Source organism: Lentibacillus salicampi (assembly GCF_004565465.1).
GTDB classification, from domain to species: Bacteria; Bacillota; Bacilli; order Bacillales; family Amphibacillaceae; genus Lentibacillus; species Lentibacillus salicampi.
Window position 1 is genome coordinate 1 of sequence record NZ_SRHY01000003.1, and the last position, 23,072, is coordinate 23,072.

Genomic DNA, 23,072 nt, shown 5'->3' on the forward strand with positions numbered 1-23,072 from the left:
CCTCAATTTTGGCTTGTTTTTTGTGGTAAATTAACAATACCTTATATTTGAGTGTGCTGCCACTTTAATTTACTGAGATATTTGAGAGGGATGGTTTTAAGCCATCGCGATAGCGATTTTGTTCAATTTCCTGTATCATGAGCAGTTCACCTTTTATAAATGTAAAAAAGGAGGAATGGTTGATGGGACATGCATTAATAACGGCAGGGACATCAGGTCTGGGCAGACAGGTGATCCAAGCATTTCTGGAAGCCGGCCATTGTGTTACAACAACGTATTACAGCAATGCTGAAAAGGCCCGGGAAGTCCAGTACGAACTAGCATCTTACAGCCATTTATTACATATTGAACAAGCAGATGTAACGAATAAACAAGACATAGCAAATTTGGTGAACCGTGCAGTGGATCATCATGGTGGCATTGACTATTTAATCAATAACGCAGGACCGTTTGTATTTGAACGGAAAAAACTGCTTGATTATTCGGATAATGAATGGGATGAAATTGTTAATGGTAATCTGGATGCTGTCTTTTATTTACTGAAACAGACAGTACCTTATATGCGAAAACAGCGGTTTGGCAGAATTGTTAATTATGGTTTTCAGGGAGCAAACAGTGCTTCCGGTTGGTTGTACCGCGCAGCATTTGCAGCGGCTAAGAGCGGTTTGGTTTCATTGACGAAAACCGTGGCATTTGAAGAAGCCGAATATCAAATCACATCGAATATGGTTTGCCCGGGGAATATCGTCGGCGAGATGAAGGAAGCAGGCATTGAAAAAAGCAGAAAAGTGCATGATGACAAGACACCAATCGGAAGGCCCGGCACCGGAGAAGATATTGCACGCATGATTATGTATTTATGTGACCCGGATTCCGATATGATTACAGGGTCTGTTTTTGAAATTACGGGCGGTATTGACGTCATCAATCGCTATCGATGACGTTTTAATGTGTTTTTTGAGAGAGTTTGTTATAATGAAAGTGTTTTCAATTATCTTTATTACATATTATTCTAGGAGGTATATACATTGGAAATTGGTGTACCAAAGGAAATTAAAAACAATGAAAATCGGGTTGCTATGACACCGGCTGGGGTGGTCACATTAAAGAGTGCAGGGCATGAAGTTTATGTGCAGACTGGTGCCGGATTGGGATCTGGTTTTACCGATGAGGCCTATGCTGATGAGGGAGCAGTGATTGCCTCGACCGCGGAAGAAGCCTGGTCAAAAGAAATGGTTATGAAAGTCAAAGAACCGCTGCCCGAAGAATATGGCTATTTTTACGAAGGTCAAATTTTATTAACGTTCCTGCATCTGGCAGCGGAACCGGAATTGACGAAAGCATTAATTGATAAAAAAGTGGTTGGCATCGCCTATGAGACCGTTCAACTTGGAAATGGAGCGTTGCCGCTATTGACACCGATGAGTGAGGTAGCTGGGCGGATGGCTTCACAAATTGGTGCACAGTTCCTTGAAAAAACCAAAGACGGGAAAGGTGTTCTGCTTTCCGGTATTCCGGGTGTTCAGCGCGGAAAAGTGACGGTCATCGGCGGTGGCGGTGTCGGAACCAACGCGGCTAGAATTGCGATGGGGCTCGGTGCCGATGTGACTATTATTGATTTGGATCCCGAACGGCTGCGACAACTTGATGAAATGTTTGGTTCGGATGTCAACACGTTGATGTCCAATCCAAAAAACATTGCGGATGCGGTGTCTGAGTCTGATCTTGTGGTTGGAGCTGTTCTGATTCCAGGAGCTAAGGCGCCGACGCTGATAACAGAAGAAATGGTCAAGGCCATGCCGGAAGATTCGGTTATTGTTGATGTTGCCATTGACCAGGGTGGCGTTGTGGAAACAAATGACCGGATTACGTCGCACGATAACCCGACATACAAAAAACATGGCGTTGTTCATTACGCTGTTCCGAATATCCCCGGCGCAGTGCCGCGGACAGCAACGATTGGACTGACCAATGTAACCGTGCCGTATGCACTGCAATTGGCCAATAAAGGCTACCGGCGGGCTTGTCTTGATAATGAAGCGTTGCTGAAAGGTATCAACACTGTGGATGGGTATGTGACATATCAAGCCGTTGCTGAAGCCCATGACTTGCATTATGATGATGTGCATACACTGCTGAATAAATAATCAAAGCTGTCTCTGATTTAGTAGCAGATTGTTCAACGTAAATGGATAAAAAATGCACCCTGAATTGGGGTGCATTTTTGTACGACGGGCAGCCACACAAAAAGTACATCAGCTTACAAATGTAATTTTATGGACTTCCAATGAGCAACACAGTCCACCACTGGACGGCTCTTTGTTATTTGTTGATATCTACGGCAAGCGATTCCCTGATCGGACCAAACATAAAAGCACACAGAACCGACCAATAACTTCTCATGCACACTTCATCCCACGATCTGCAGTTCTTTTGGAAAGGTGGTTAATGCTTCAGCGCCGTTATCTGTCATGAACACCATATCTTCAATTCTTACGCCACCTTGACCTGGCACGTAAATCCCCGGCTCAATGGTATAACACATACCGGTCTGGAGTGGGAGTTTGTTTTGACTATGCATGGATGGGTATTCGTGTGTTTCAATCCCGAGTCCATGACCAACGCGATGGGTAAAATAGTCGCCATAACCGGCTTGTTCAATTGGCCGGCGTGCAGCTGAGTCAATTTCACCGACTGCCGTTCCTTTTGTGGAGGCGTTGAGCGCTTTCGTTTCTGCCTCAAGAACAGTTTGATAAATCGTCTTCTGCTCAGGCGTGATTGATTTATAAGCGACTGTCCGGGTCATATCGGAACAATAACCTTCATAAACGACTCCAAGATCAAACAGCACCAAATCGCCTTTTTCAACTTTTTTCATGGATGGCGTCCCATGCGGCGATGCCGTCTTAGCACCGGACAGGGCCATCGTTGAAAACGACATTTGCTGAACGCCTTGTTTTTTCAGTTCATATTCAATTCGTGCAATAATTTCCAGTTCAGGAACACCCTCATTGATGGACCTGATTCCTGTTTCGATTCCAAAATCAGCAAGCTCTGCAGCCTGTTTAAGGAGCTGATATTCCTCGTTGCTTTTAATCACCCTTAAATTGGCTAGTATTTCCTGTGCATCGCTGAATCTGGTATCCGGCAGCACGGACTTAATATGATGAAACCGCTCCATTGTCAGATGGTTTTGCTCGACTGCTGCGGATTCAGGAATGCTGTCATTGCGCATCAGAAATTGATAAAACAGTTCCCATGGATTTTCACTGTCACTGTACGCGATGATTTCGTGTTTCCATCCAGCATTTTTGGCATCTTCTTTCTCCATCGCGGGAACAATTAGTAAGGGATCGTGGTACTTGCTGACATAGACAGCGATAACGCGTTCGTGCGGATCGGTATAGTAATTGCTTAAGTAGTAAAAGTTGGCGCTTGATGTCACAAGGATACTGTCCAGGTTATTTGATTTCAGTTCGTTATAAAGTGTGTTAAGTCTTTCCGTCATTGTAAGCACTCCCTCTTCATACGATTTAGTCCATTATAACAAACCAAATACAAAAAAGTCGCTTCAGGATTGAAACTTTTCCCGGGCAATATCGTATGACATAGAGAATCATTCAAACTGACGGACCATGACTGACATAAATTTTAAAAAGGAGGCTATCTGTATGTTTAAATTTTTCAAACGTGTGTCGACAGTAGTTGGTTCTGAGTTGAATGCCATGCTTGACAAGGCAGAGGATCCGGTGAAAATGCTTGACCAGTATATCAGGGATATGGAAAGTGACATCAGGGAAGTCGAATCAGCTGTATCCAAACATGTGGCCAATGAAAAAATGCTTAAACGAAAAAGAGATGATGCACAAGCCAAGGTGAAAAAACGGCAGGACCAGGCTGAACAAGCGATTGAAGCAGATGATGAAGATCTGGCAAAAAGAGCACTGGAAGATAAAGCAGAACATCAGAACCAGGCTGAATTACTGCAGGAATCGTGGGAGCAGGCAAACAAAGACAGCAATAGTTTACGCGAAAAGCTGGATGAAATGAAAAAAGAATACCAGCAAATGAAATTGAAAAAAGATTCACTGCAGGCTCGTGCGGAAACCGCTAAAACCAAAACGAAAATGAACCGGACCATGTCTGCAATCGGCAGTGATGAGTCCAAAAAAGGGTTTGAACGGATGGAGGAAAAGGTACTGCAGTATGAGGCAGAGGCGGACACCAGTGAGGACTTTTCACAAGAAAGTCGTACATTGGATGATGAATTTGACAAATTGAATAACCATCGTGATGTTGATGATGAGCTGGCTGAACTCAAGAAGAAAATAGGAAAAGAATAGTCGTTTACACGTTATGCATGAAAAAAAGTTAAAACGGGTAAAGGAATCATTAGGGCCTCTATCGAATATAGAGAGCGCAGACTATTTTGCAAAAGGAGCGATATTCATGAAAGTATCCTATCATGGCCATTCTGTCGTTCGGGTTGAAACAGACAAACATACCATTTTAATTGACCCGTTTATTTCTGGAAACGAAGCATGTGATCTTGACGCTGCATCTGTTAAAGCGGATGTCATCCTGCTGACCCACGGGCATAATGATCACGTCGGGGATACCGAAACGATTGCCAAACGCAACGACGCGCTGATTGTAGCCCCGAATGAACTTGCTGATTACCTTGCGGGTAAAGGGTTGAACACACACAATATGCATATCGGTGGCGCACATGAATTTGATTTCGGAAAAGTGAAATATACCCAAGCTTTTCACGGTTCATCATTTACAGAAGAAGATGGTACGATTGTTTATACCGGAATGCCGGCTGGAATCCTGCTGACCGTCGATAGCAAGACGCTTTACCATGTCGGCGATACTGGCTTATTTAGCGATTTGAAGCTGATCGGCGATATGAATGATATCGACATTGCATTTGTGCCAATTGGTGATAATTTCACAATGGGGCCTCATGACGCACTCATTGCCTCAGACTGGATCAATGCCAAAACCGTCGTTCCGGTTCATTACAATACATTCCCAGTGATTGAGCAGGATCCGGATGATTTCGCCTCCAAGGTGAAAACCGGCAAAGGACTTGCGATGAAAATCGGAGACTCAGTGGAACTCTAAATGAAAAACGTGAGCGGGAATGCTCACGTTTTTAACTTCAGTAAAGTTTCTGACGATACATACCTTAAGAAGATGCTATAATAAGTTTAACCGCATAGAACGTAATAAGGAGCAATGTTATGGATAACATGTTAATACTGCTATTTTTTCTTCTTGGACTTATCTTCGGTTCATTTTTCAATGTAGTCGGATTGCGTGCCCCCCTTAAACAGCCCTTCGTCAATGATCGGTCGATTTGCCCGCAATGCAACCATCAGCTGAAATGGTATGAACTCATCCCCATTTTGTCTTACATATTCCAACGTGGCCGGTGCAGACACTGTCATAAAAAAATTTCATACCTTTACCCGTTAATTGAGCTACTAACCGGTCTATTATTTGCGTTTAGTTACATCAAGGTCGGATTGAATGCGGAAATGATGACGGCATTGTTATTCGTATCGATGCTGGTTATTATTTTTGTCTCGGACATGGCCTATATGCTGATTCCGAACAACATTTTGCTCTTCTTTTTGCCCCTGTTTATCGTGATGCGTATCATTCATCCGCTTGACCCGTGGTGGTCCTCAATTATGGGCGCACTTGCCGGGGGAATGATCATCGCGTTGGTCATTCTCGTGAGCCGTGGCGGTATGGGGGCAGGGGATATGAAACTGTTTGGTCTTTTAGGCATTATCCTGGGATTTGAAAAAACCTTGCTGACGTTATTTCTTTCCTGCATGATCGGTGCTGTCCTTGGACTCGTGTTGTTGTTACTGAAAGTCATTAACCGGAAGCAGCCTGTTCCATTCGGCCCGTATATCGTTGTTGCAGCGATGACAGCCTATTTCTTTGGTGATGCTGTATTAAGCTGGTATTTTAATGATTTGATGTAAAGACATGAACGTTTCCCTCTCATAAGTTCTGTTCCATCCGTGTTTATCATAGATTAACAGCAAGGGAGGAGATAGACATGCAGCATTATGCGATTTTACGGTTGCTTCTGGCGGGTTTTTTCCTTTATGTGGCCTGGCCCGTTATTCCGAGTGCTGTCACACCGGAAGCCGTTCTGTTTTGGGGTGCATGGCTTGGTTTTTTTGTCCTGGTGGTAGGGGCGAATTTTGCTACACTTATGCAAATGACCGAGCCGCCGATTATGGAACAGGATAGAACAGGGACACGGCAGCAAGCTTAACCATTGAGGTTTCAATGTATCAACTGTATAATAAATGACAAGTATACGTACTAGTACAGTTGAAAGTCGGTGAACCGGATGGCTACCAAACATGAACAAATTTTGCAGCATATCTTATCGCTGGAAATCGGGCATAAAATTTCGGTCAGACAGATTGCAAAAACACTGAATGTCAGTGAAGGCACTGCCTACCGGGCCATTAAAGAAGCTGAAAATCAGGGGATTGTCAGTACGATCGAACGTGTGGGGACGATTCGAATTGAGCGGAAAAAAAAGGAGAACTTTGAACGGCTGACGTTTGCAGAAGTGATCAAAATCGTTGATGGACAAGTATTAGGTGGCCGGAGGGGGTTGCATAAAACATTAAATAAATTTGTTATCGGAGCGATGCAGCTGGATGCCATGATGCGGTATACTGAAGCTGGTTCACTGTTAATCGTTGGTAACCGGGTGAAGGCACATGAACTGGCATTAAATGAAGAGGCAGCGGTTTTAATTACGGGCGGATTTGATACAAATGATGACATTAAGCAGCTGGCAGATGAAAAACAGCTTCCGATTATGTCGACAAGCTATGATACATTTACGGTTGCTGCCATGATTAACCGAGCGATATACGACCAGCTGATCAAAAAGGAAATTGTATTTGTCGGCGATATTTATACACCTTATGATGAATCGTTATATTTATATACAAAAGATACGCTTGAGCGCTGGTATGTGTTAAACGCGCAGTCTGCCCATACACGCTACCCTGTCGTCGATACAAAAGAGCGTGTCACCGGTATGATTACATCAAAAGACCTGATCGGGAAAGACCGAGACATGCGTGTTGAAAAAATGATGACGCGGAATCCGATTACCGCCCAGGAAAAAACATCATTGGCTTATGTGGCCCATATGATGGTGTGGGAAGGGATTGAGATGGTCCCTGTTGTGGATTCCTCCTATAAACTGCTCGGCGTTGTGTCACGCCAGGACGTTTTGAAAGCATTGCAGCAAATTCAGCGTCAGCCACAGACGGGTGAAACCATTGATGATATTGTTGCAAGTAATCTGGTTCCGGCAGAAGAGGATCAGACCGTTTTTCATGCACATGTGACGCCGCAAATGACCAACCAACTCGGCACACTTTCGAATGGTGTGTTCACATCGTTAATGACTGAAGCAAGCAGTCAGTTGCTAAGACATCATAAAAAAGGTGATCTTGTCGTGGAAAATCTGACGGTCTATTTTCTGAAGCCGGTACAAATTGACAGCAACGTGATAATCAGGCCGAAGCTGATGGAAGCCGGACGTATTTACGCAAAAATCGATATCGAAGTTTTTAACGGCAAGACAATGGTCGGAAAAGGTCTCCTCATGGCCCAATTAATCGACCGTTAAGCGCTGGAGGCGGCTGTTTACTCCGCATGTAGCCGCCTCCATTCATGACGGTAGTGTTTGGTTTCTTTCATGCCAACATATAAATTCGTGCCGCCGAAAATCAGAAAAACAATCCCGATAAATAACGAAATCCGTGTTTGATAAAATAGATATTGGTTAATGGCAAAAAAGAAAATAAAACTTCCGAGACAAATCCGTGACTTTGCGTTAAAATAAGCTTGAGTCAGCCTGTCATCACTTTTGACAATGGCTACTTTGTAATAAACCCACAAAACGAGTGAGAGTACGATAATCATTGGAAAAATAATCATAACATCTGCTCCTAATCCATTTAAGTCTTTATACAGTGTAGCTTGTTTTGTACCATTAGGAAAGTAATCCAAATCAATTAAATGTGACAAAGTCAGGAGAATTAAATGAGCATACAACCTATTATACAGGCAATCAAAACTTATGACACAATTATTATCCACCGGCATGTCCGGCCTGATCCGGATGCATACGGTTCACAGGCGGGCCTGAAAGAGATTATTGCACAATCATTTCCGGATAAAAATGTCTATATCACCGGTGAACAGGATCCATCCCTGGATTTTCTGGCAACAATGGATCATCTCGACGATCATACATACGAAAACGCACTTGTCATTGTCTGTGATACCGCTAATGCCACCCGTATAAGTGATGAACGTTATGATTTGGGAGATAAATTGATTAAAATTGATCACCACCCAGTTGTGGACGATTATGGGGACGTGGCTTGGGTAGATACGACCGCGAGTTCGACGAGTGAAATGATCTATGATTTTTACTTAACAGCGAAACATGAAGGGTTTATCATTAGCGATGAAGCTGCTCGCCTGCTTTACGCCGGAATCGTCGGTGATACGGGAAGGTTTTTGTTCCCGAGTACAACAAAGAAAACGTTCCAGCATGCCGCTGAGCTTGTGACGCATCATTTTGACCGTTCGAGTCTTTATGATGGTATCTACTGCATTAAGAACAATATGGCGAAACTGCAGGGTTATGTTCTGCAGCAATTTAAGCTTTCAGAATCCGGATTGAGCTCAGTGAAATTGACCAAAGCCCTGTTGGACGAATATGGTGTCAGTCCCATGGAAACCGGTCAGCTTGTAGGGGTCCTCGGGGATATTGAAGGAATTAAAGCCTGGGTACTATTTATTGAAGAAGAAGATATAATCAGGGTGCGTTTACGTTCAAAAGGCCCTGTTATCAATGGCATCGCCGCTAAATATAATGGTGGCGGACATCCAATGGCCTCAGGTGCAACTGTCAGCACCTGGGAGGAAACCGATAAGGTGATTAAAGACCTTGATGAGGTATGCAGGAATTATGAAGCGTAGTACGATTAGGGGCTGGGGTTGGAACAAAACTCAAACATCTAATATAAAAACGTATGAGTTAAGATGTGTGAACCATCATTTTGAAAAAATACTTCGCTAATGCTAAACACATCTCACTATAAAATAAAAATCCGAACAGATTTTAAATTTCTCTAAGGAATTTTCAATCATTGCTCGGAATTTTATTTTGCTAAATTTGTCTCAGCCTTCTTTAAATTAGGAATGTAAGTAATGTTCTAGCTGTTATATGCATGAACGGCCGGGGTAAAGGTGAATTTAACGATGCTAGGAGCTTTTCCGTGCTGGAAGGGGAATAAACCAGCATCCGGTGTTTGCCTGATCATAGTGGACGTAGAGTTCTTCCCGTTGAATCGCGCGCTGCATCAGCCGAATCAACTCTGCTGATTCCGCATAAGCCGATTTTCCTTCTTTCAGCCGGGTCATTTTCTCATCACGTAATTGTTGTTGATGGATAACATACATATGAATTCAACTCCCTCCTGAAAAAGTCATCTGGTACTACTATTAGTATAGTCGTTAAGAGCAAAAATGACCGTAATTCTGGCAATATTTCATGAAATATTCATATTAATTGGAAATATCCGCCTCAACGGCGATTTTAACCGTTTGATGGATGACAAGTGTCTCAACCGTAAACTGGTACGTGAAATCATCAACTGTAAAATCCTTGCCTTCAATGGTCGCCTTTAATAAGTCATCACTTTCAGAAATAATCGATACATTTTTGCCTACAATATGTGTGATTTCCTCCCTTATCAATTCCTCCAGGTCATGTATAATTAAGCTATCTGACAGATCTTCTTCGTTTGTAATCGTTATGTCAATTGTTTCCACTTTAATCGGTTCTTTTGATTTTTCGCCGAGGTTTTCGTTGTCCTCTAGCAATGCTTCATTCTGATTCCTAAGTTCAGTTACCTCTGATTTCAGATCACGATTTTCTTCCAGAAGGTGACTGTACATTGATCCATGCATATAGACAAATAGAAGATAGGCAATGACCGCCCCGGCAAACGTTCCGGCCAAAAATCGTTGAACAGACTTCTTTTTATGATACGGGGGAATATGCATTAGCCGACATCCTCCTGGATCAGCCAGCTGATAATGAGGATTCCGGCTTTAACGCCGCCCATCGCGGTTAAAATAAGCATGATTTGTTTAAACAGGTCAAAGGTTGATCCGTCCAAAACTCCTTTTTCAAAATTGGCGATGGCATCAAATGTACCGCCAATCGCTGCTACAATGGCCCAGATTCTTAATCGATCTGCAATTCTGTTCATTTGGGTGAATGGGGCATCACCTGTTGCAAATGCGCCGATACTGCCAATGATGGCCCCGCCTATAATGACACCGAATGCTATAAAAAAACAATGAATGAGCTGCGCTATGAACCGTTCTTCCATCATTTACGCCCCTTAACGATATATATTGTTAAATTTTATGATATGGATGGACAAGATATGCCGAGATGCGTGAAATGTATCAAATGCAGTTTTTTTCGGGATTAGCTATAATAAGAGTATAGAGTGAAAAAGGAGAAGTGGGATAGCATGGCGTTTACACATTTGCAAGTTCGAAGTGGATACAGCTTCATGAACAGCACCATAACCATCGAAAAATTGGTTAAAAAAGCACGGGAGCTGCAATTTGATGCGCTGGCACTTACCGATGAACATGTTTTATATGGTGCTATCCCATTTTATAAGGCATGCCAAATGAATGGGATTAAGCCGATCATTGGTATGAACGTGACCGTTACTTCTGAGGGGGAACACCCAGACTATTGTGTGCTTTTGGCTGAAAATAACCAAGGATACCAAAATTTGATTCAATTAAGTACACATATTCAGTTATCGCAAACAGACGCCATCAGCCATTCGGAACTGGCGTCATACAGTGATGATCTGGTCTGTATCATCTTGACAGCTGAATCCAGACTGGGCGGATTATTAGTGGAGGAACCGTATGATCAGGTCCAGGCATACTTGAAGGCAGCTTGGCATATGTTTGAGCGGGAAGATCTTTATCTCGGCGTTCAGGACCATGGGCAGCCTGTAGAACACAGGATAAACCAGGCCATCAAAGCTTTCCAGGAAACGCACGAAACAAAAGCCGTCTTGGTGAACGATGTCAGGTATTTAGACAGGAAAGATGATGCCGCCTATGATTGTCTGCGCGTGATGAAACAGGATAAAAAATGGCCGCTTCGTATAACAGACCGCACTGTTCAAGACCGCCACCTGCGATCAGCGTCTGAGATGGAAGAACTGTTTGGAGACGATTGGCCTGAAGTGGTTCGGGAGAGTGGTGTCATCGCAGATCGCTGTCATGTGAACCTGGATTTTGACAGAAGAATGCTGCCATCTTATCCAGTTCCGGAACAGACGGATGCCCATACATACCTCGAAAAATTATGCAGGGAAAATGTACAACGAAAATATCGAGTTGTCACAGACGAAATTGCTGATCGACTTACCTATGAACTGGGGATTATCCAGTCGATGCAGTTCAGTGATTATTTTCTGATTGTCTGGGATTTTGTTTCTTATGCAAAGGAACACAACATATTGGTCGGACCGGGCAGGGGGTCTGCTGCTGGTTCACTTGTTGCTTATGTACTGGGGATTACGGAGGTTGATCCGATCAAATACGATCTATTGTTTGAACGATTCCTGAATCCCGAACGTGTGACGATGCCCGATATTGACATTGATTTTTCCGACAACAGACGGGATGAGGTCATTGATTATGTCCGGAACAAGTATGGCCATGATCATGTTGGGCAAATTATTACGTTTGGTACGTTTGCAGCCCGGTCCTTACTGCGTGAACTTTTTAAAACAATGGATGTTGACCAGCAGGACGCTTATTTTATTTTAAAAGAAATTCCCGTTCAGGCAAAACAACCGATTGCAGCGTTTGTGAAAGAATCACAGGATCTGCAGCAGTATATCAAGCAATCGGACAAACTGAAAATTTTATTCACCATTGCAGCGAAATTGGAAGGACTGCCGAGACATATGTCCACACATGCTGCCGGTGTCGTTATCAGTGAGGAACCACTTGTTGAACATGTGCCACTGACTATTGGTACGCACGAAACCTACTTGACCCAGTATGCCATGAATGATCTCGAATCAATCGGTCTGTTAAAAATGGACTTTCTGGGATTGCGCAACTTAACATTATTAGAGAGAATTTTGCAGACACTCCGCTATTCAGCCAATCAAACAATCACACTGGCGGATATACCGGAAGAAGACGCTGAAACGTACTCACTACTGCAAAAAGGGCGAACGAACGGTGTTTTTCAACTGGAGTCACAAGGTATGAAACAAGTACTGACACGCTTACAACCGACAACATTTGAGGATATTGTGGCGGTCAATGCTTTATTCCGCCCAGGCCCGATGGAAAATATTCCGGTTTACATTGGTCGCAAACATGGGAAAGAGCTAATCGACTATCCGCACCCCGATCTGGAGCCGATTTTGAAAAAAACATACGGGGTTCTGATTTACCAGGAACAAATTATGCAAATTGCCCATAAAATTGCGGGACTTTCACTGGGACAGGCAGATATCTTGCGCCGGGCAGTCAGTAAAAAACAGCAGCACCTGATGGATGAACAGCATGACACCTTTGTTCAGGGCTGCCTGGATAATGGATACACGGCGTCTGTTGCTGAGGAAATGTTCCAGTGGATTGTCAAATTTTCCAACTACGGCTTTAACAGGAGTCATGCGGTTGCCTACAGTAAGATCGCTTATCAGCTGGCCTATCTAAAGACTCATTATCCTGCCAGCTTCTTTGCGGAATTATTGAGCTCTGCCGTCAATCAGCAGGATAAAGCAGATATGTATATCAAAGAATTGAAGGCATCGGGTTTATCATTAGCTCCGCCCGCCATTAATCACAGTTTTGGTAAATATTCTGTAGAGAATCATCAGATACGGATGGGGTTCCAATCCATTAAAGGCATCGGACATCAGGTCATTAAAGAAATCATTCGAGTGCGAAAAGACGGCCCATTCAAAAGTTTGTTTGACTTTTGCCTGCGGGTATCGGTGTCAGTAATCAATCGTCGAACATTGGAGACGCTGATCATGGCTGGTACTTTTGATATGCTGTATGACAACCGCGCAAGTCTCCTGGCATCGATTGATCAAGCTTTGGAACAAGGTGAGCTGTTTAAAGAGTTCGGCGGCCAGTCAAGTTTATTTCAGGACAAACTTGATTTGGAAGAAAATTATGTCGCGATAGAAGATTTCAGTCTGATGAAAAAGCTGGCTGATGAGAAAGAACTCCTGGGCATTTATGTCTCCAGTCATCCGTTTTATAATTACCGGTCTGTATTAAAGGCCAATGGTTATATCACGATGACAGATGCACAAAAATTGACTAAAAAACGGAACCTGAAGAGTGCTGGGATCGTACAAACCATTAAAACAATCCGTACGAAGCGCGGCGACCCAATGGCATTTTTAACGATAAGCGATGAAACAAGCGACATGGAAGCCGTCGTTTTCCCTGATCTGTACAGAGACGTTCACCGCTGGCTTCTAGAAGAGATGATGGTAACATTTACCGGAAAAGTTGAAAGCCGGAACCATCAGCTACAGTGGATTATGTCCGGTATGGATGCGTTGAACGAGCAGGAATGGGAGGTTGATCAGAACGAGCGTTTATTCATTAAAATAACAGATGGTAAACGTGAAAATGCTATAGAAGTCTTGAAAAACATGGCAAACCAACATCGTGGCAGGACCCCTGTTATAGTTTATGATCAGGGGGAAAGGACGACCTACCAGTTATCGTATGCCTATTTAATTCAGGCGGATCACGAATGTCTTGAATCGCTCAGAAATCATTTTGGGACAGATAATGTTGTATTGAATCAGGTTGAAAGATCATAAGGTAATCGTTTATAAAGGCTATTTTCGCTTTACATAGACAAGCGATTTGTTATAATGAAACCAGTAAGTGGTCAGACCACCTTGTTAATTTGAATTCCAAAGGAGTTGGATCCTGGAGCCTTCCGAACCTCCTGCATGATGTGGACGGTTTGCCGGGAGGTTCGACGTGACTTTTTGGGCTACCCTATAAAGGAGTGAGCAGTGTGCCAAATTTAAGAGACGAAGCGTTGCATATGCATAAAATGAACAAAGGAAAACTTTCCACAGAAACAAAAGTCCCCGTTCGCAATGCCCGGGATTTAAGCTTAGCCTATTCCCCTGGTGTGGCAGAGCCTTGTAAAGAAATCTACGACCGTAAAGGTGCGGTTTATGATTATACCATGAAGGGCAATATGGTTGCAGTTGTGAGTGACGGGTCTGCTGTCCTGGGACTCGGCAATATTGGACCTGAAGCGGCGTTGCCAGTCATGGAAGGGAAGTCCGTCCTGTTTAAAAGCTTCGCAGGCGTTGATTCTTTTCCAATTTGTCTCGAATCACATGATGTCGAAAAGATTGTTGAGACCGTTAAATTGATGCAACCGACATTTGGCGGGGTTAATCTGGAAGATATCGCAGCACCAAACTGTTTCATTATTGAAGAACGCCTGAAAAAAGAGACCAGTATTCCTATTTTTCATGATGATCAGCATGGAACAGCTATTGTTACCGTAGCCGGATTGATGAATGCTCTGAAACTATCGGACAAATCGTTTTCGGATATTAAAGTCGTGGCGAATGGTGCAGGTGCTGCCGGAATCGCCATTATAAAATTATTGTATAACCTCGGTGTGCGTGACATGATTATGTGTGATTCTAAAGGTGCCATTTTTGAGGGAAGATCATATGGCATGAACGAGGTTAAGGAAGAAGTCGCCAAAATGACTAACAAGGATAAGCAAGAAGGCTCACTGGACACGGTCCTGGAAGATGCGGATGTCTTTATCGGGGTTTCCGTTGGCGGATTGTTATCGAAAGAAATGGTCCAAAAAATGAGCGATGACCCCATTATTTTTGCGATGGCAAACCCTGATCCGGAAATTACACCAGACGATGCAAAAGAAGCAGGTGTCAAAGTGATTGGCACCGGACGCTCTGATCACCCAAATCAGGTTAATAACGTCCTTGCCTTCCCTGGTATTTTCAGAGGGGCATTGGATGTCAGGGCAACCCGTATTAATGAAAAAATGAAGATTGCTGCAGCTGAAGCAATTGCGTCACTTATAACCGATGATGAGTTAACGGAAGATTATGTGATACCGGGCCCGTTTGACTCAAGAGTCGCACCTCTGGTAGCATCCAGTGTTGCCCGTGCGGCTATGGAATCGGGCGTGGCAAGAATCGAAGTTGATCCGGAAAGTGTCGCCGAAAAAACACGAAAGCTGACAAAAATTGATGAGGAATAGAAACTCTTAAAGTCCGAGTTCACCAGACGTTTTGAACAACCTCTTAAAGGAGTGGCTGCGGCTGTGTCCATGTCACCAAAACACAAAGTATACCAAGGGGTTTTACAGGAAATCCGCAAGTATATCGATGATCATGAGCTGAGACCGGGCGATAAACTTCCATCTGAGCGGGAACTTTCTGAAAAGCTGCAGGCCGGAAGATCCTCGGTCCGTGAAGCATTAAGGGCAATGGAGTTATTAGGACTGATAGAAACGAAGCATGGAGAAGGCACATTTTTAAGCCATTACCAGCCGTATCACTCAGTTGAAGTTCTGTCGTCATTTATTCTTCAGGAAGCTAAAACAAAGAGTGATCTATTATTTGCCAAAAAAATTATTGAAAAAGAAGCGGCCAGAATCGCGTATGCGTATATTCGTGATGAAGATATCGGCGAGTTGTATGGGATTATTCATGACAATACATTGAACAGTAATGAAAAACATGTGGCTTTTTTCCAATACTTATTTTATAAAACTGAAAATCTGCTGCTCGCCAGGGTGTGGCAGTTGATGGATGAATTTTCCTATACGATTGCCAGTCTTTCTTATGATCAGTCATTTTATTTGAAGCTGATCCATCTTTATCAATCAAATGATTATGGTAAAATAGAAGATTTGTTTAATACATTGCCGGTAAAAAAATAATTTCCGGCTTTTCGGCTTTTTACCCCTTGAGAGACTGGATATCAGTTGAATTGTATCTACAGGCGTTTAATAAACACAAGCGCTTGCCCTTGCTGTTGTTAAAAAAGGAGGAATTCCCTTGCTTAAAGATTTTTTTGGCAAGAAAAAGAAATATGCTACCATTCCAAGTGAACAAAGCAAGCATGATGTTCCTGAAGGGTTAATGAAAAAATGCAGCAATTGTCATAAAATCTATTATCGCAAAGAAATGAACAAAAACATCAATGTTTGTCCAAACTGTGGTTATCATCACCCGCTGACGGCCTGGGACCGGATTGACAGTTTAGTCGATGAGGGGTCATTTGAGGAGTGGGACCAGCAGCTTACAACAACAAACCCGTTACAATTTCCCGGTTATGAAGAAAAAATTGAGAAGGACCGCCAAAAGACCGGTCTGAATGAAAGTGTCGTGACCGGAAAAGGATTGATTGACGGGCATATGACCGCATTTAGTGTCATGGATTCGAATTTTCGAATGGGGAGTATGGGATCGGTTGTGGGTGAAAAGATTGCCCGGGCAATCGAGAACGCCAATGACCAGTCACTTCCGTTTATTATTTTTACTGCTTCAGGTGGCGCCCGGATGCAGGAAGGTGTTTTAAGCCTGATGCAAATGGCCAAAACGTCAGTTGCCGTGAAGCGTTTTTCTGAAGCGGGCGGTTTGATGATTTCCGTTATGACACACCCGACGACCGGTGGGGTGTCTGCAAGCTTTGCATCGATTGGTGATTATAATTTTGCTGAGCCGGGCGCCTTGATTGGTTTTGCCGGGCGCCGCATTATTGAACAGACCATTCGTGAAAAGCTGCCGGATGATTTTCAGACGGCCGAATTTCTATTAAAGCACGGTCAGCTTGACAAGGTTATACACCGGCACGAATTGAAGTCTCTCCTTTCAAAATTGGTTTCCATGCATCAGAAAGGCGGGGAAAAATCGTGAAACAAGTACTGGATTTTGAAAAGCCGATTGCCGATTTAAGAGAAAAAATTGTTGAGTTAAAGTCGTTTACCGAAGACAGCGACATGGATTTAACAGACGAAATCAGTACACTGGAAAAGCGCCTGGAAACGCTGGAAAACGACATCTATGGTAACCTCCAACCGTGGCAGCGCGTTCAGATGGCCAGACATCAGGAGCGGCCGACGACATTGGATTACGTTGAGCGATTGTTTACGGATTTTATTGAATTTCATGGTGATCGTTTCTATGGTGATGATGAGGCCATTATCGCAGGTATTGCCCTTTATCAGAATAAGCCTGTAACCGTCATCGGACATCAACGCGGAAAGGATACGAAAGAAAATATCCGCCGCAACTTTGGCATGCCTCATCCTGAAGGGTACAGGAAAGCATTGCGGCATATGCAGCAGGCTGAGAAGTTCAGCCGGCCCATTATATGTTTCATCGATACCAAAGGCGCCTATCCGGGAAAGGCTGCTGAAGAACGCGGTCAAAGTGAAGCAATCGCCAAAAACCTGATGGAGATGGCCGGACTGAGGGTCCCCATCATCTGTATCGTTGTTGGTGAAGGCGGAAGCGGTGGTGCACTGGGACTTGGAGTCGGCGATCGGATTCATATGCTGGAGAATTCCACCTACTCGGTTATTTCGCCTGAAGGAGCGGCAGCATTGCTTTGGAAAGATTCCGGGATGGCACAGCAGGCAGCGGAAAACATGAAGATCACTTCATATGATCTGAAAGAACTTGATGTTGTTGATGATATTATTCCGGAACCAAGAGGCGGCGCCCATCGTAATCTCGAATTACAGGCAGAGAATATTGATGCTGTATTAGCCAAATCGATAGATGAACTGATGGACACCCCGTCAGATGCATTACTTGAAAACAGATGGGAAAAATATCAAAAAATGGGTGACTATAAATAGCTTAAAATAGAACCTGCCTGAGGAGGTTGACATGTGTCAGCCTCTTTCGCGCTTATAATGGTTGTTTAAACAGTCATTCGTCGGGGGCGACAAGGACTTAGCCTGCGAGCAGATTTTATATTGAACACGCATTTATAGCTGAAATAATTGATATTTTTTCTGTTTACAATTATCTTGGAAGTAGTGACAACGAGAGACTTGAGGTGAAAGCATGAAGAAGATTGGTGTTTTAACGAGCGGAGGCGATGCACCGGGTATGAACGCAGCGATCCGCGCGGTGGTGCGGAAAGCTATTTACCATAACATTGAAATATATGGTGTTAAAAATGGGTTTCAAGGTCTGATCGACGGTAATATTGAAAAGATGACGATCGGCTCTGTAGGTGATATCATTCAGCGCGGTGGTACGATATTACGTTCTGCCAGATGTGATGAATTTAAATACGATCAGGGACAGAATAAAGGTATTGAGCAAATGAAAAAGCATGGAATCGAAGGACTGATTGTGATCGGTGGTGATGGAAGCTTTCGCGGGGCCCAAAAGCTGACTGAGAAAGGCTATCCATGTATCGGAATTCCGGGTACCATTGATAATGACATTGCTGGCACTGATTTTACAATCGGGTTTGATACGGCTTTAAATACTGTGATTGAAGCCATTGACAAAATACGTGATACGGCCTCATCACATGAACGGACATTTATGATCGAGGTAATGGGCAGAAATGCTGGGGACCTGGCACTTTGGGCCGGTCTTGCCGATGGTGCGGAAAGTATTCTCATCCCAGAAAAACGGGATGAGATGAATGATATTATTGATCGTTTGAAGCGTGGGCAGGAACGCGGCAAAAAACATAGCATCATCATTCTCGCAGAAGGGGTCGGCAGCGCATTTGACTATGCGGATAAAATAAAAGAAACCGCCGATTTGAAGACCCGTGTGACTGTATTAGGCCATATCCAGCGCGGCGGATCACCGACTGCGTCTGATCGTGTGCTGGCAAGCCGGCTTGGCGCCCAGGCAGTTGACTTGCTATTGAGTGGTCAAGCGGGAAAAATAGCGGGAATCCAAAATAATCAGTTGGTCAGTCATGATATTTCGGAAGTGTTAGCAGAGAAACATACAATCGATATGAACATGTATCAATTATCCAAGGAATTATCGATTTAATTATGTAAGGAGGCGCTTGAAATGCGGAAAACAAAAATTGTATGTACGATCGGCCCTGCATCAGAATCAGTCGAAACTCTGATACAGCTGATCGAGGGTGGTATGAATGTTGCGCGGCTGAATTTTTCCCATGGTGATTTTGAAGAACATGAACGCCGTATTCAAAATATCCGGGAGGCAGCAGCAAAAACAGGGGAAACCATCGCGATTCTTCTGGATACTAAAGGTCCTGAGATCAGAACAGGCATATTCAAACAAGGTGAGGCAGAAATTGTTAAAGACAGTATCGTTCATGTCACCATGGATGAAGTGGAAGGGACAGCTGAACGCTTTTCCGTCACTTACGCCGGACTGGTTGACGATGTTCATCCGGGTTCCAAAATATTGCTTGATGACGGTTTAATCGAATTGGAAGTACTGGATGTTAACCGGGAAGAGAAAGAATTGAAAACAAAAGCATTGAATTCCGGCATCATTGAAAATAAAAAGGGTGTCAATGTACCGAATGTCAGTGTGAATTTGCCTGGCATCACGGAAAAGGATGCCAGGGATATTGAATTTGGCATTGAACAGGGCGTTGATTTTATAGCGGCATCGTTTGTTCGCCGTCAGTCCGATATCCTGGAGATACAGGGATTGCTTGAAGAACATGAAGCAACACACATTAAAATCATTCCGAAAATCGAAAATCAGGAAGGAATTGATAATATTGATTCAATCCTGGAAGTGAGTAACGGGCTGATGGTCGCACGTGGTGATCTTGGAGTGGAAACGCCGGCTGAGGATGTGCCGCTCGTTCAGAAAAAGCTGATTGCAAAATGCAACACAGCTGGTAAACCGGTCATCACGGCTACCCAGATGCTTGATTCCATGCAGCGGAATCCGCGCCCGACAAGAGCTGAAGCTTCCGATGTTGCCAATGCCATTTTTGACGGTTCAGATGCCATCATGCTTTCAGGGGAAACTGCTGCAGGTGATTACCCCGTAGAATCAGTCCAAACCATGAGCAACATTGCGTTAAAGGCGGAGACAGGCCTGGATCATAAACTCATCCTGGATAACCGGTCGAAATCGGTTGATATGACGATAACGGATGCGATCAGCCAATCGGTCACACATACTGCGATGAATTTAACTGTGAGTGCCATTATCACGCCAACGGAAAGCGGACATACTGCCAGGATGATTTCGAAATACCGGCCGGAAGCCCCGATTATTGCTGTCACGTTTCATGAAAGTGTGAATCGTCAGCTTTCACTTGTATGGGGTGTGCATGCTGTGATGGGCAGTAAAGCAGGCTCAACGGATGAAGTGCTGGATATCGCCATTGATCAGGGATTGGGCACCGGTCTATTTGAACGCGGGAGCCGGGTTATTATAACGGCTGGAGTTCCAATTGGTGAAAGTGGTACGACCAATTTAATGAAAGTTCATGTCATTGGTGATGTCATGGCAAAAGGGCAAGGCATTGGACGCGGCAATGCATACGGCAAGGCTGTCGTCGCAAAAAATGCCGCGGAAGCAATGGAGAGAGTCACTGAAAATGATATACTCGTTACGTATGGAACAGACCGCGACATGATGGAAGCAGTCGAAAAAGCAGCCGGTATTGTTACAGAAGAAGGCGGGCTAACCTCACATGCGGCGGTTGTTGGATTAAGCTTGGGCATACCGGTCATTGTCGGTGTCAAAGACGTGTTTGACAAAGTTCAGGATGGAACAGATATCACCATTGACGGAGCAAAGGGCGACATATACAACGGTCACGCACGCGTACTGTAAAAAAATTGATATTTCAGGGTTACAGATTGAAAGGGGGCATTCAGATGCGGTGGTTACTGCTTGCTTTAATAATCGTACCCGCCATTGAAATTGGCGTGTTTATATGGATCGGCGGCATGATAGGCGCTGGATGGGTCGTCGGGTTAATCATTTTAACTGGGGTTCTGGGTGTATCACTTGCCAAGAAAGAAGGTTTTGAGGCATGGAGAAGGGCGCAAAACGCCATGAACCAGGGACAACCTCCAGGTGATGCATTAATCGATGGTATATGCATTTTTACCGGCGGCGTTTTCCTGTTTGCCCCCGGGTTTGTCACAGATATAATCGGGTTTGTTTTGGTGCTCCCATTTACCCGTGCTCCCTTTAAAGGAATGCTGGAAAAGACGTTCCGCAAGTGGGCGAAAAATAGCACCATTATTTACCGCAGATAGTGCGTGTTCAAAAAGGATGAAAAGGACCGAGAAGTTCGAGGCGGCGCAGTTTCGATTGCGGGCTTCTCGCGTGTTGTGGTGAGTTCTGCGTTGGCGATTGACGTGGACGGTTTTAGCAGAACTTCCCCTATGCCTTTAGATACATGAGCATAAGGAATGCTTTACTGAATCCGCATCGCACGCGAGCATTAGTGGTTTTCTTTTCCAAGGGGCGGAGAAACAAGCCAACGAAGAATTTCGACGTGTCATTTTCACCGGACTTTTTGAACAACCTCAGATAGTCAATCAGGAACCCTTAATGAATCGTCCAGCCTCGTGGATAATTCCAGCCTGATAAAATGCATTTCCGATCATGATGAATAAGGGTCCCAGAAGCAATCCAAATGCTCCCCATATCTGAAAACCGATGAAGAGAGCTACCAGAGCTGCGAGTGGATTGATCCCGACACGGTCGGATACAATCTTTGGCTCGAGCACCTGGCGCTGAATAACGACAATCATGTACAAAATGGCCAGGGCAATGGTCAAAGCATAGTCGGCTGTTAAAAACAAATAAATGATCCATGGTACAAAGATGATGCCTGTCCCGATGAAAGGTAGAATATCGGCTGCGGCAGCAAATAGTGCAATCGTTAAGGCGTAATCGACCTGGAATAGCAAAAGCCCTGTCAATATGGTCAATGACGTGATAGAAATAAGAAGCAATTGTGCTTTAATGAAGCCGGCAAATGCTTTTTGCAAATGATTCCACACATTGCTGCCTGAGCGTAGTATTTTCTGGGGGATCATTTTTTTTGTGCCTATCACAAGGGCAGGCCAATCTTTCGTCATAAAAAAGACTGCCATGATAATAAACAGAAAAACCGTAAAAGATCCGGGCAACAACGTTAACGCACCCGGTATTTGCAGTAACAGGTTTTGCAGAATACCAGTACTGAATGATGCGAACTCATTCATGAACTGATTGATGCTTTCATTAATGCTTTCCTGTTGGTCCGGGCTCAATGTATGCACAAAAGACGCAAGCTTATGGTACAATGGCAGAAGTTGCTCGTTCATAAATTTTTCCGCGATCAATACGACTGTATGGAAGTGGTCGGGTATATTGTTTGCTAAATACGTTGTACCTTGAATCAGCTCCGAAATCATCAGGATAATAAATCCTAATAAAACAGTAACTGCAAGTGTGAGAACGGCAAAAGCGGCGACACCACGGGGCATTTTGAGTGTTTTTTCCAGAAATGTGACCAGCGGATTGAGAAACAATGCAAGAATGATGGCCAGCAAAAATGGGTAAATATATGGAAACGTGTATTGTATGATTAAAAACACGGTTAAAACGGACAATACAATGATCATAAACCGCAGAAGCTGGTATATTCTTAGCTTGTACATTCAAAACCCCCCCATAAACAGCATCATCATGCCCGTACTATGTTACATATGACGAAAAACGGGAAAATAGACTTGGGGCAGAAATTTTACGCTTAAGAAAAGATGATTAAGGCAAAATTATTGTTGAATTTAATCGGTTTCAATTCACAGAATGCGAATAATACTTTATAATTGTCCATGGATGGGCGATGTTATGTGTTAAAACATTGTCAAATGCAATAACGCGTTACTTTATCCTAAGTTAATGAACAAT

Annotated in this window: 22 protein-coding genes; 16 read left to right on the plus strand and 6 right to left on the minus strand. The window is 43.8% G+C overall.

Annotated elements, in window-relative coordinates; translation table 11 throughout:
* Positions 1 to 182: 182 nt before the first annotated feature.
* Together E4U82_RS03470 and ald are read left to right on the plus strand one after the other, a co-directional pair.
* Positions 183 to 941 (plus strand): SDR family oxidoreductase, encoded by a 759-nt coding sequence (locus E4U82_RS03470; RefSeq protein ID WP_135108656.1) that lies wholly within the window; start codon positions 183 to 185, stop codon positions 939 to 941.
* A gap of 87 nt (positions 942 to 1,028) precedes the next feature.
* A complete protein-coding gene (gene ald / locus E4U82_RS03475; protein ID WP_135108657.1) occupies positions 1,029 to 2,147 on the plus strand; it encodes an alanine dehydrogenase in 1,119 nt (372 codons plus the stop codon).
* Between the two features lie 263 nt (positions 2,148 to 2,410).
* Here ald and E4U82_RS03480 read toward each other — a convergent pair whose 3' ends face one another.
* A complete protein-coding gene (locus E4U82_RS03480; RefSeq protein ID WP_135108658.1) occupies positions 2,411 to 3,508 on the minus strand; it encodes a M24 family metallopeptidase in 1,098 nt (365 codons plus the stop codon).
* 163 nt (positions 3,509 to 3,671) lie between these two features.
* Between E4U82_RS03480 and E4U82_RS03485 the strand changes: the two genes are divergently transcribed.
* From E4U82_RS03485 to E4U82_RS03505, 5 genes are all read left to right on the plus strand, one after another.
* Positions 3,672 to 4,343, plus strand: a complete 672-nt coding sequence (locus tag E4U82_RS03485) for a PspA/IM30 family protein (protein ID WP_135108659.1) — start codon at positions 3,672 to 3,674, stop codon at positions 4,341 to 4,343.
* A 106-nt stretch (positions 4,344 to 4,449) separates the two neighbouring features.
* Positions 4,450 to 5,130, plus strand: a complete 681-nt coding sequence (locus E4U82_RS03490; RefSeq protein ID WP_135108660.1) for a metal-dependent hydrolase — start codon at positions 4,450 to 4,452, stop codon at positions 5,128 to 5,130.
* Positions 5,131 to 5,249: 119 nt separating this feature from the next.
* Entirely contained in the window at positions 5,250 to 6,005 is a 756-nt protein-coding gene (locus tag E4U82_RS03495) for a prepilin peptidase (RefSeq protein ID WP_135108661.1), read from the plus strand.
* A gap of 77 nt (positions 6,006 to 6,082) precedes the next feature.
* Complete coding sequence (locus E4U82_RS03500) at positions 6,083 to 6,304, plus strand: hypothetical protein (protein WP_135108662.1); 222 nt, start codon at positions 6,083 to 6,085, stop codon at positions 6,302 to 6,304.
* Positions 6,305 to 6,382: 78 nt separating this feature from the next.
* Positions 6,383 to 7,690, plus strand: a complete 1,308-nt coding sequence (locus tag E4U82_RS03505; RefSeq protein WP_135108663.1) for a DRTGG domain-containing protein — start codon at positions 6,383 to 6,385, stop codon at positions 7,688 to 7,690.
* Positions 7,691 to 7,707: 17 nt separating this feature from the next.
* Here E4U82_RS03505 and E4U82_RS03510 read toward each other — a convergent pair whose 3' ends face one another.
* Positions 7,708 to 8,001 carry a YtpI family protein gene (locus tag E4U82_RS03510; protein ID WP_135108664.1) on the minus strand — a complete coding sequence of 98 codons (294 nt, stop codon included), beginning with the start codon at positions 7,999 to 8,001 and terminating at the stop codon, positions 7,708 to 7,710.
* A 105-nt stretch (positions 8,002 to 8,106) separates the two neighbouring features.
* Between E4U82_RS03510 and E4U82_RS03515 the strand changes: the two genes are divergently transcribed.
* A complete protein-coding gene (locus E4U82_RS03515) occupies positions 8,107 to 9,054 on the plus strand; it encodes a DHH family phosphoesterase (RefSeq protein WP_135108665.1) in 948 nt (315 codons plus the stop codon).
* A gap of 285 nt (positions 9,055 to 9,339) precedes the next feature.
* On the opposite strand, the gene E4U82_RS03520 is transcribed toward E4U82_RS03515, so the two are convergent.
* From E4U82_RS03520 to ytrH, 3 genes are all read right to left on the minus strand, one after another.
* On the minus strand, positions 9,340 to 9,537 hold the full coding sequence (locus tag E4U82_RS03520; RefSeq protein ID WP_135108666.1) for a YtzJ family protein: 198 nt from the start codon (positions 9,535 to 9,537) through the stop codon (positions 9,340 to 9,342).
* 105 nt (positions 9,538 to 9,642) lie between these two features.
* Positions 9,643 to 10,143 carry a sporulation membrane protein YtrI gene (ytrI, locus tag E4U82_RS03525; protein WP_135108667.1) on the minus strand — a complete coding sequence of 167 codons (501 nt, stop codon included), beginning with the start codon at positions 10,141 to 10,143 and terminating at the stop codon, positions 9,643 to 9,645.
* Positions 10,143 to 10,475: a sporulation membrane protein YtrH gene (ytrH, locus tag E4U82_RS03530; protein ID WP_135108668.1), complete on the minus strand. Its 333-nt coding sequence runs from the start codon at positions 10,473 to 10,475 to the stop codon at positions 10,143 to 10,145. Before ytrH ends, ytrI begins: the two co-directional genes overlap by 1 nt.
* A gap of 147 nt (positions 10,476 to 10,622) precedes the next feature.
* Here ytrH and dnaE point away from each other — a divergent pair, with 147 nt between their 5' ends.
* The 8 genes from dnaE to E4U82_RS03570 all read left to right on the plus strand — a co-directional run bounded on the left by dnaE (position 10,623) and on the right by E4U82_RS03570 (position 21,424).
* Positions 10,623 to 13,988, plus strand: coding sequence for a DNA polymerase III subunit alpha (dnaE, locus tag E4U82_RS03535; protein ID WP_135108669.1), 3,366 nt, complete (start codon positions 10,623 to 10,625; stop codon positions 13,986 to 13,988).
* A gap of 233 nt (positions 13,989 to 14,221) precedes the next feature.
* Positions 14,222 to 15,430, plus strand: coding sequence for an NADP-dependent malic enzyme (ystJ, locus tag E4U82_RS03540; protein ID WP_167751327.1), 1,209 nt, complete (start codon positions 14,222 to 14,224; stop codon positions 15,428 to 15,430).
* Positions 15,431 to 15,499: 69 nt separating this feature from the next.
* Positions 15,500 to 16,114: a FadR/GntR family transcriptional regulator gene (locus E4U82_RS03545; RefSeq protein WP_245183523.1), complete on the plus strand. Its 615-nt coding sequence runs from the start codon at positions 15,500 to 15,502 to the stop codon at positions 16,112 to 16,114.
* A 118-nt stretch (positions 16,115 to 16,232) separates the two neighbouring features.
* Entirely contained in the window at positions 16,233 to 17,093 is an 861-nt protein-coding gene (gene accD, locus E4U82_RS03550) for an acetyl-CoA carboxylase, carboxyltransferase subunit beta (RefSeq protein WP_135108672.1), read from the plus strand.
* Positions 17,090 to 18,040, plus strand: coding sequence for an acetyl-CoA carboxylase carboxyl transferase subunit alpha (accA, locus tag E4U82_RS03555; protein ID WP_135108673.1), 951 nt, complete (start codon positions 17,090 to 17,092; stop codon positions 18,038 to 18,040). The genes accD and accA overlap by 4 nt, the downstream gene beginning before the upstream one ends.
* Positions 18,041 to 18,251: 211 nt before the next feature.
* Positions 18,252 to 19,211 (plus strand): 6-phosphofructokinase, encoded by a 960-nt coding sequence (pfkA, locus tag E4U82_RS03560; protein WP_135108674.1) that lies wholly within the window; start codon positions 18,252 to 18,254, stop codon positions 19,209 to 19,211.
* A gap of 21 nt (positions 19,212 to 19,232) precedes the next feature.
* Complete coding sequence (pyk, locus tag E4U82_RS03565) at positions 19,233 to 20,993, plus strand: pyruvate kinase (protein ID WP_135108675.1); 1,761 nt, start codon at positions 19,233 to 19,235, stop codon at positions 20,991 to 20,993.
* A 44-nt stretch (positions 20,994 to 21,037) separates the two neighbouring features.
* Positions 21,038 to 21,424, plus strand: coding sequence for an FxsA family protein (locus tag E4U82_RS03570; RefSeq protein WP_135108676.1), 387 nt, complete (start codon positions 21,038 to 21,040; stop codon positions 21,422 to 21,424).
* A 285-nt stretch (positions 21,425 to 21,709) separates the two neighbouring features.
* Here the strand turns inward: E4U82_RS03570 and ytvI are convergent, their stop codons facing one another.
* Positions 21,710 to 22,819 carry a sporulation integral membrane protein YtvI gene (gene ytvI, locus E4U82_RS03575; RefSeq protein ID WP_135108677.1) on the minus strand — a complete coding sequence of 370 codons (1,110 nt, stop codon included), beginning with the start codon at positions 22,817 to 22,819 and terminating at the stop codon, positions 21,710 to 21,712.
* Positions 22,820 to 23,072 lie beyond the last annotated feature (253 nt).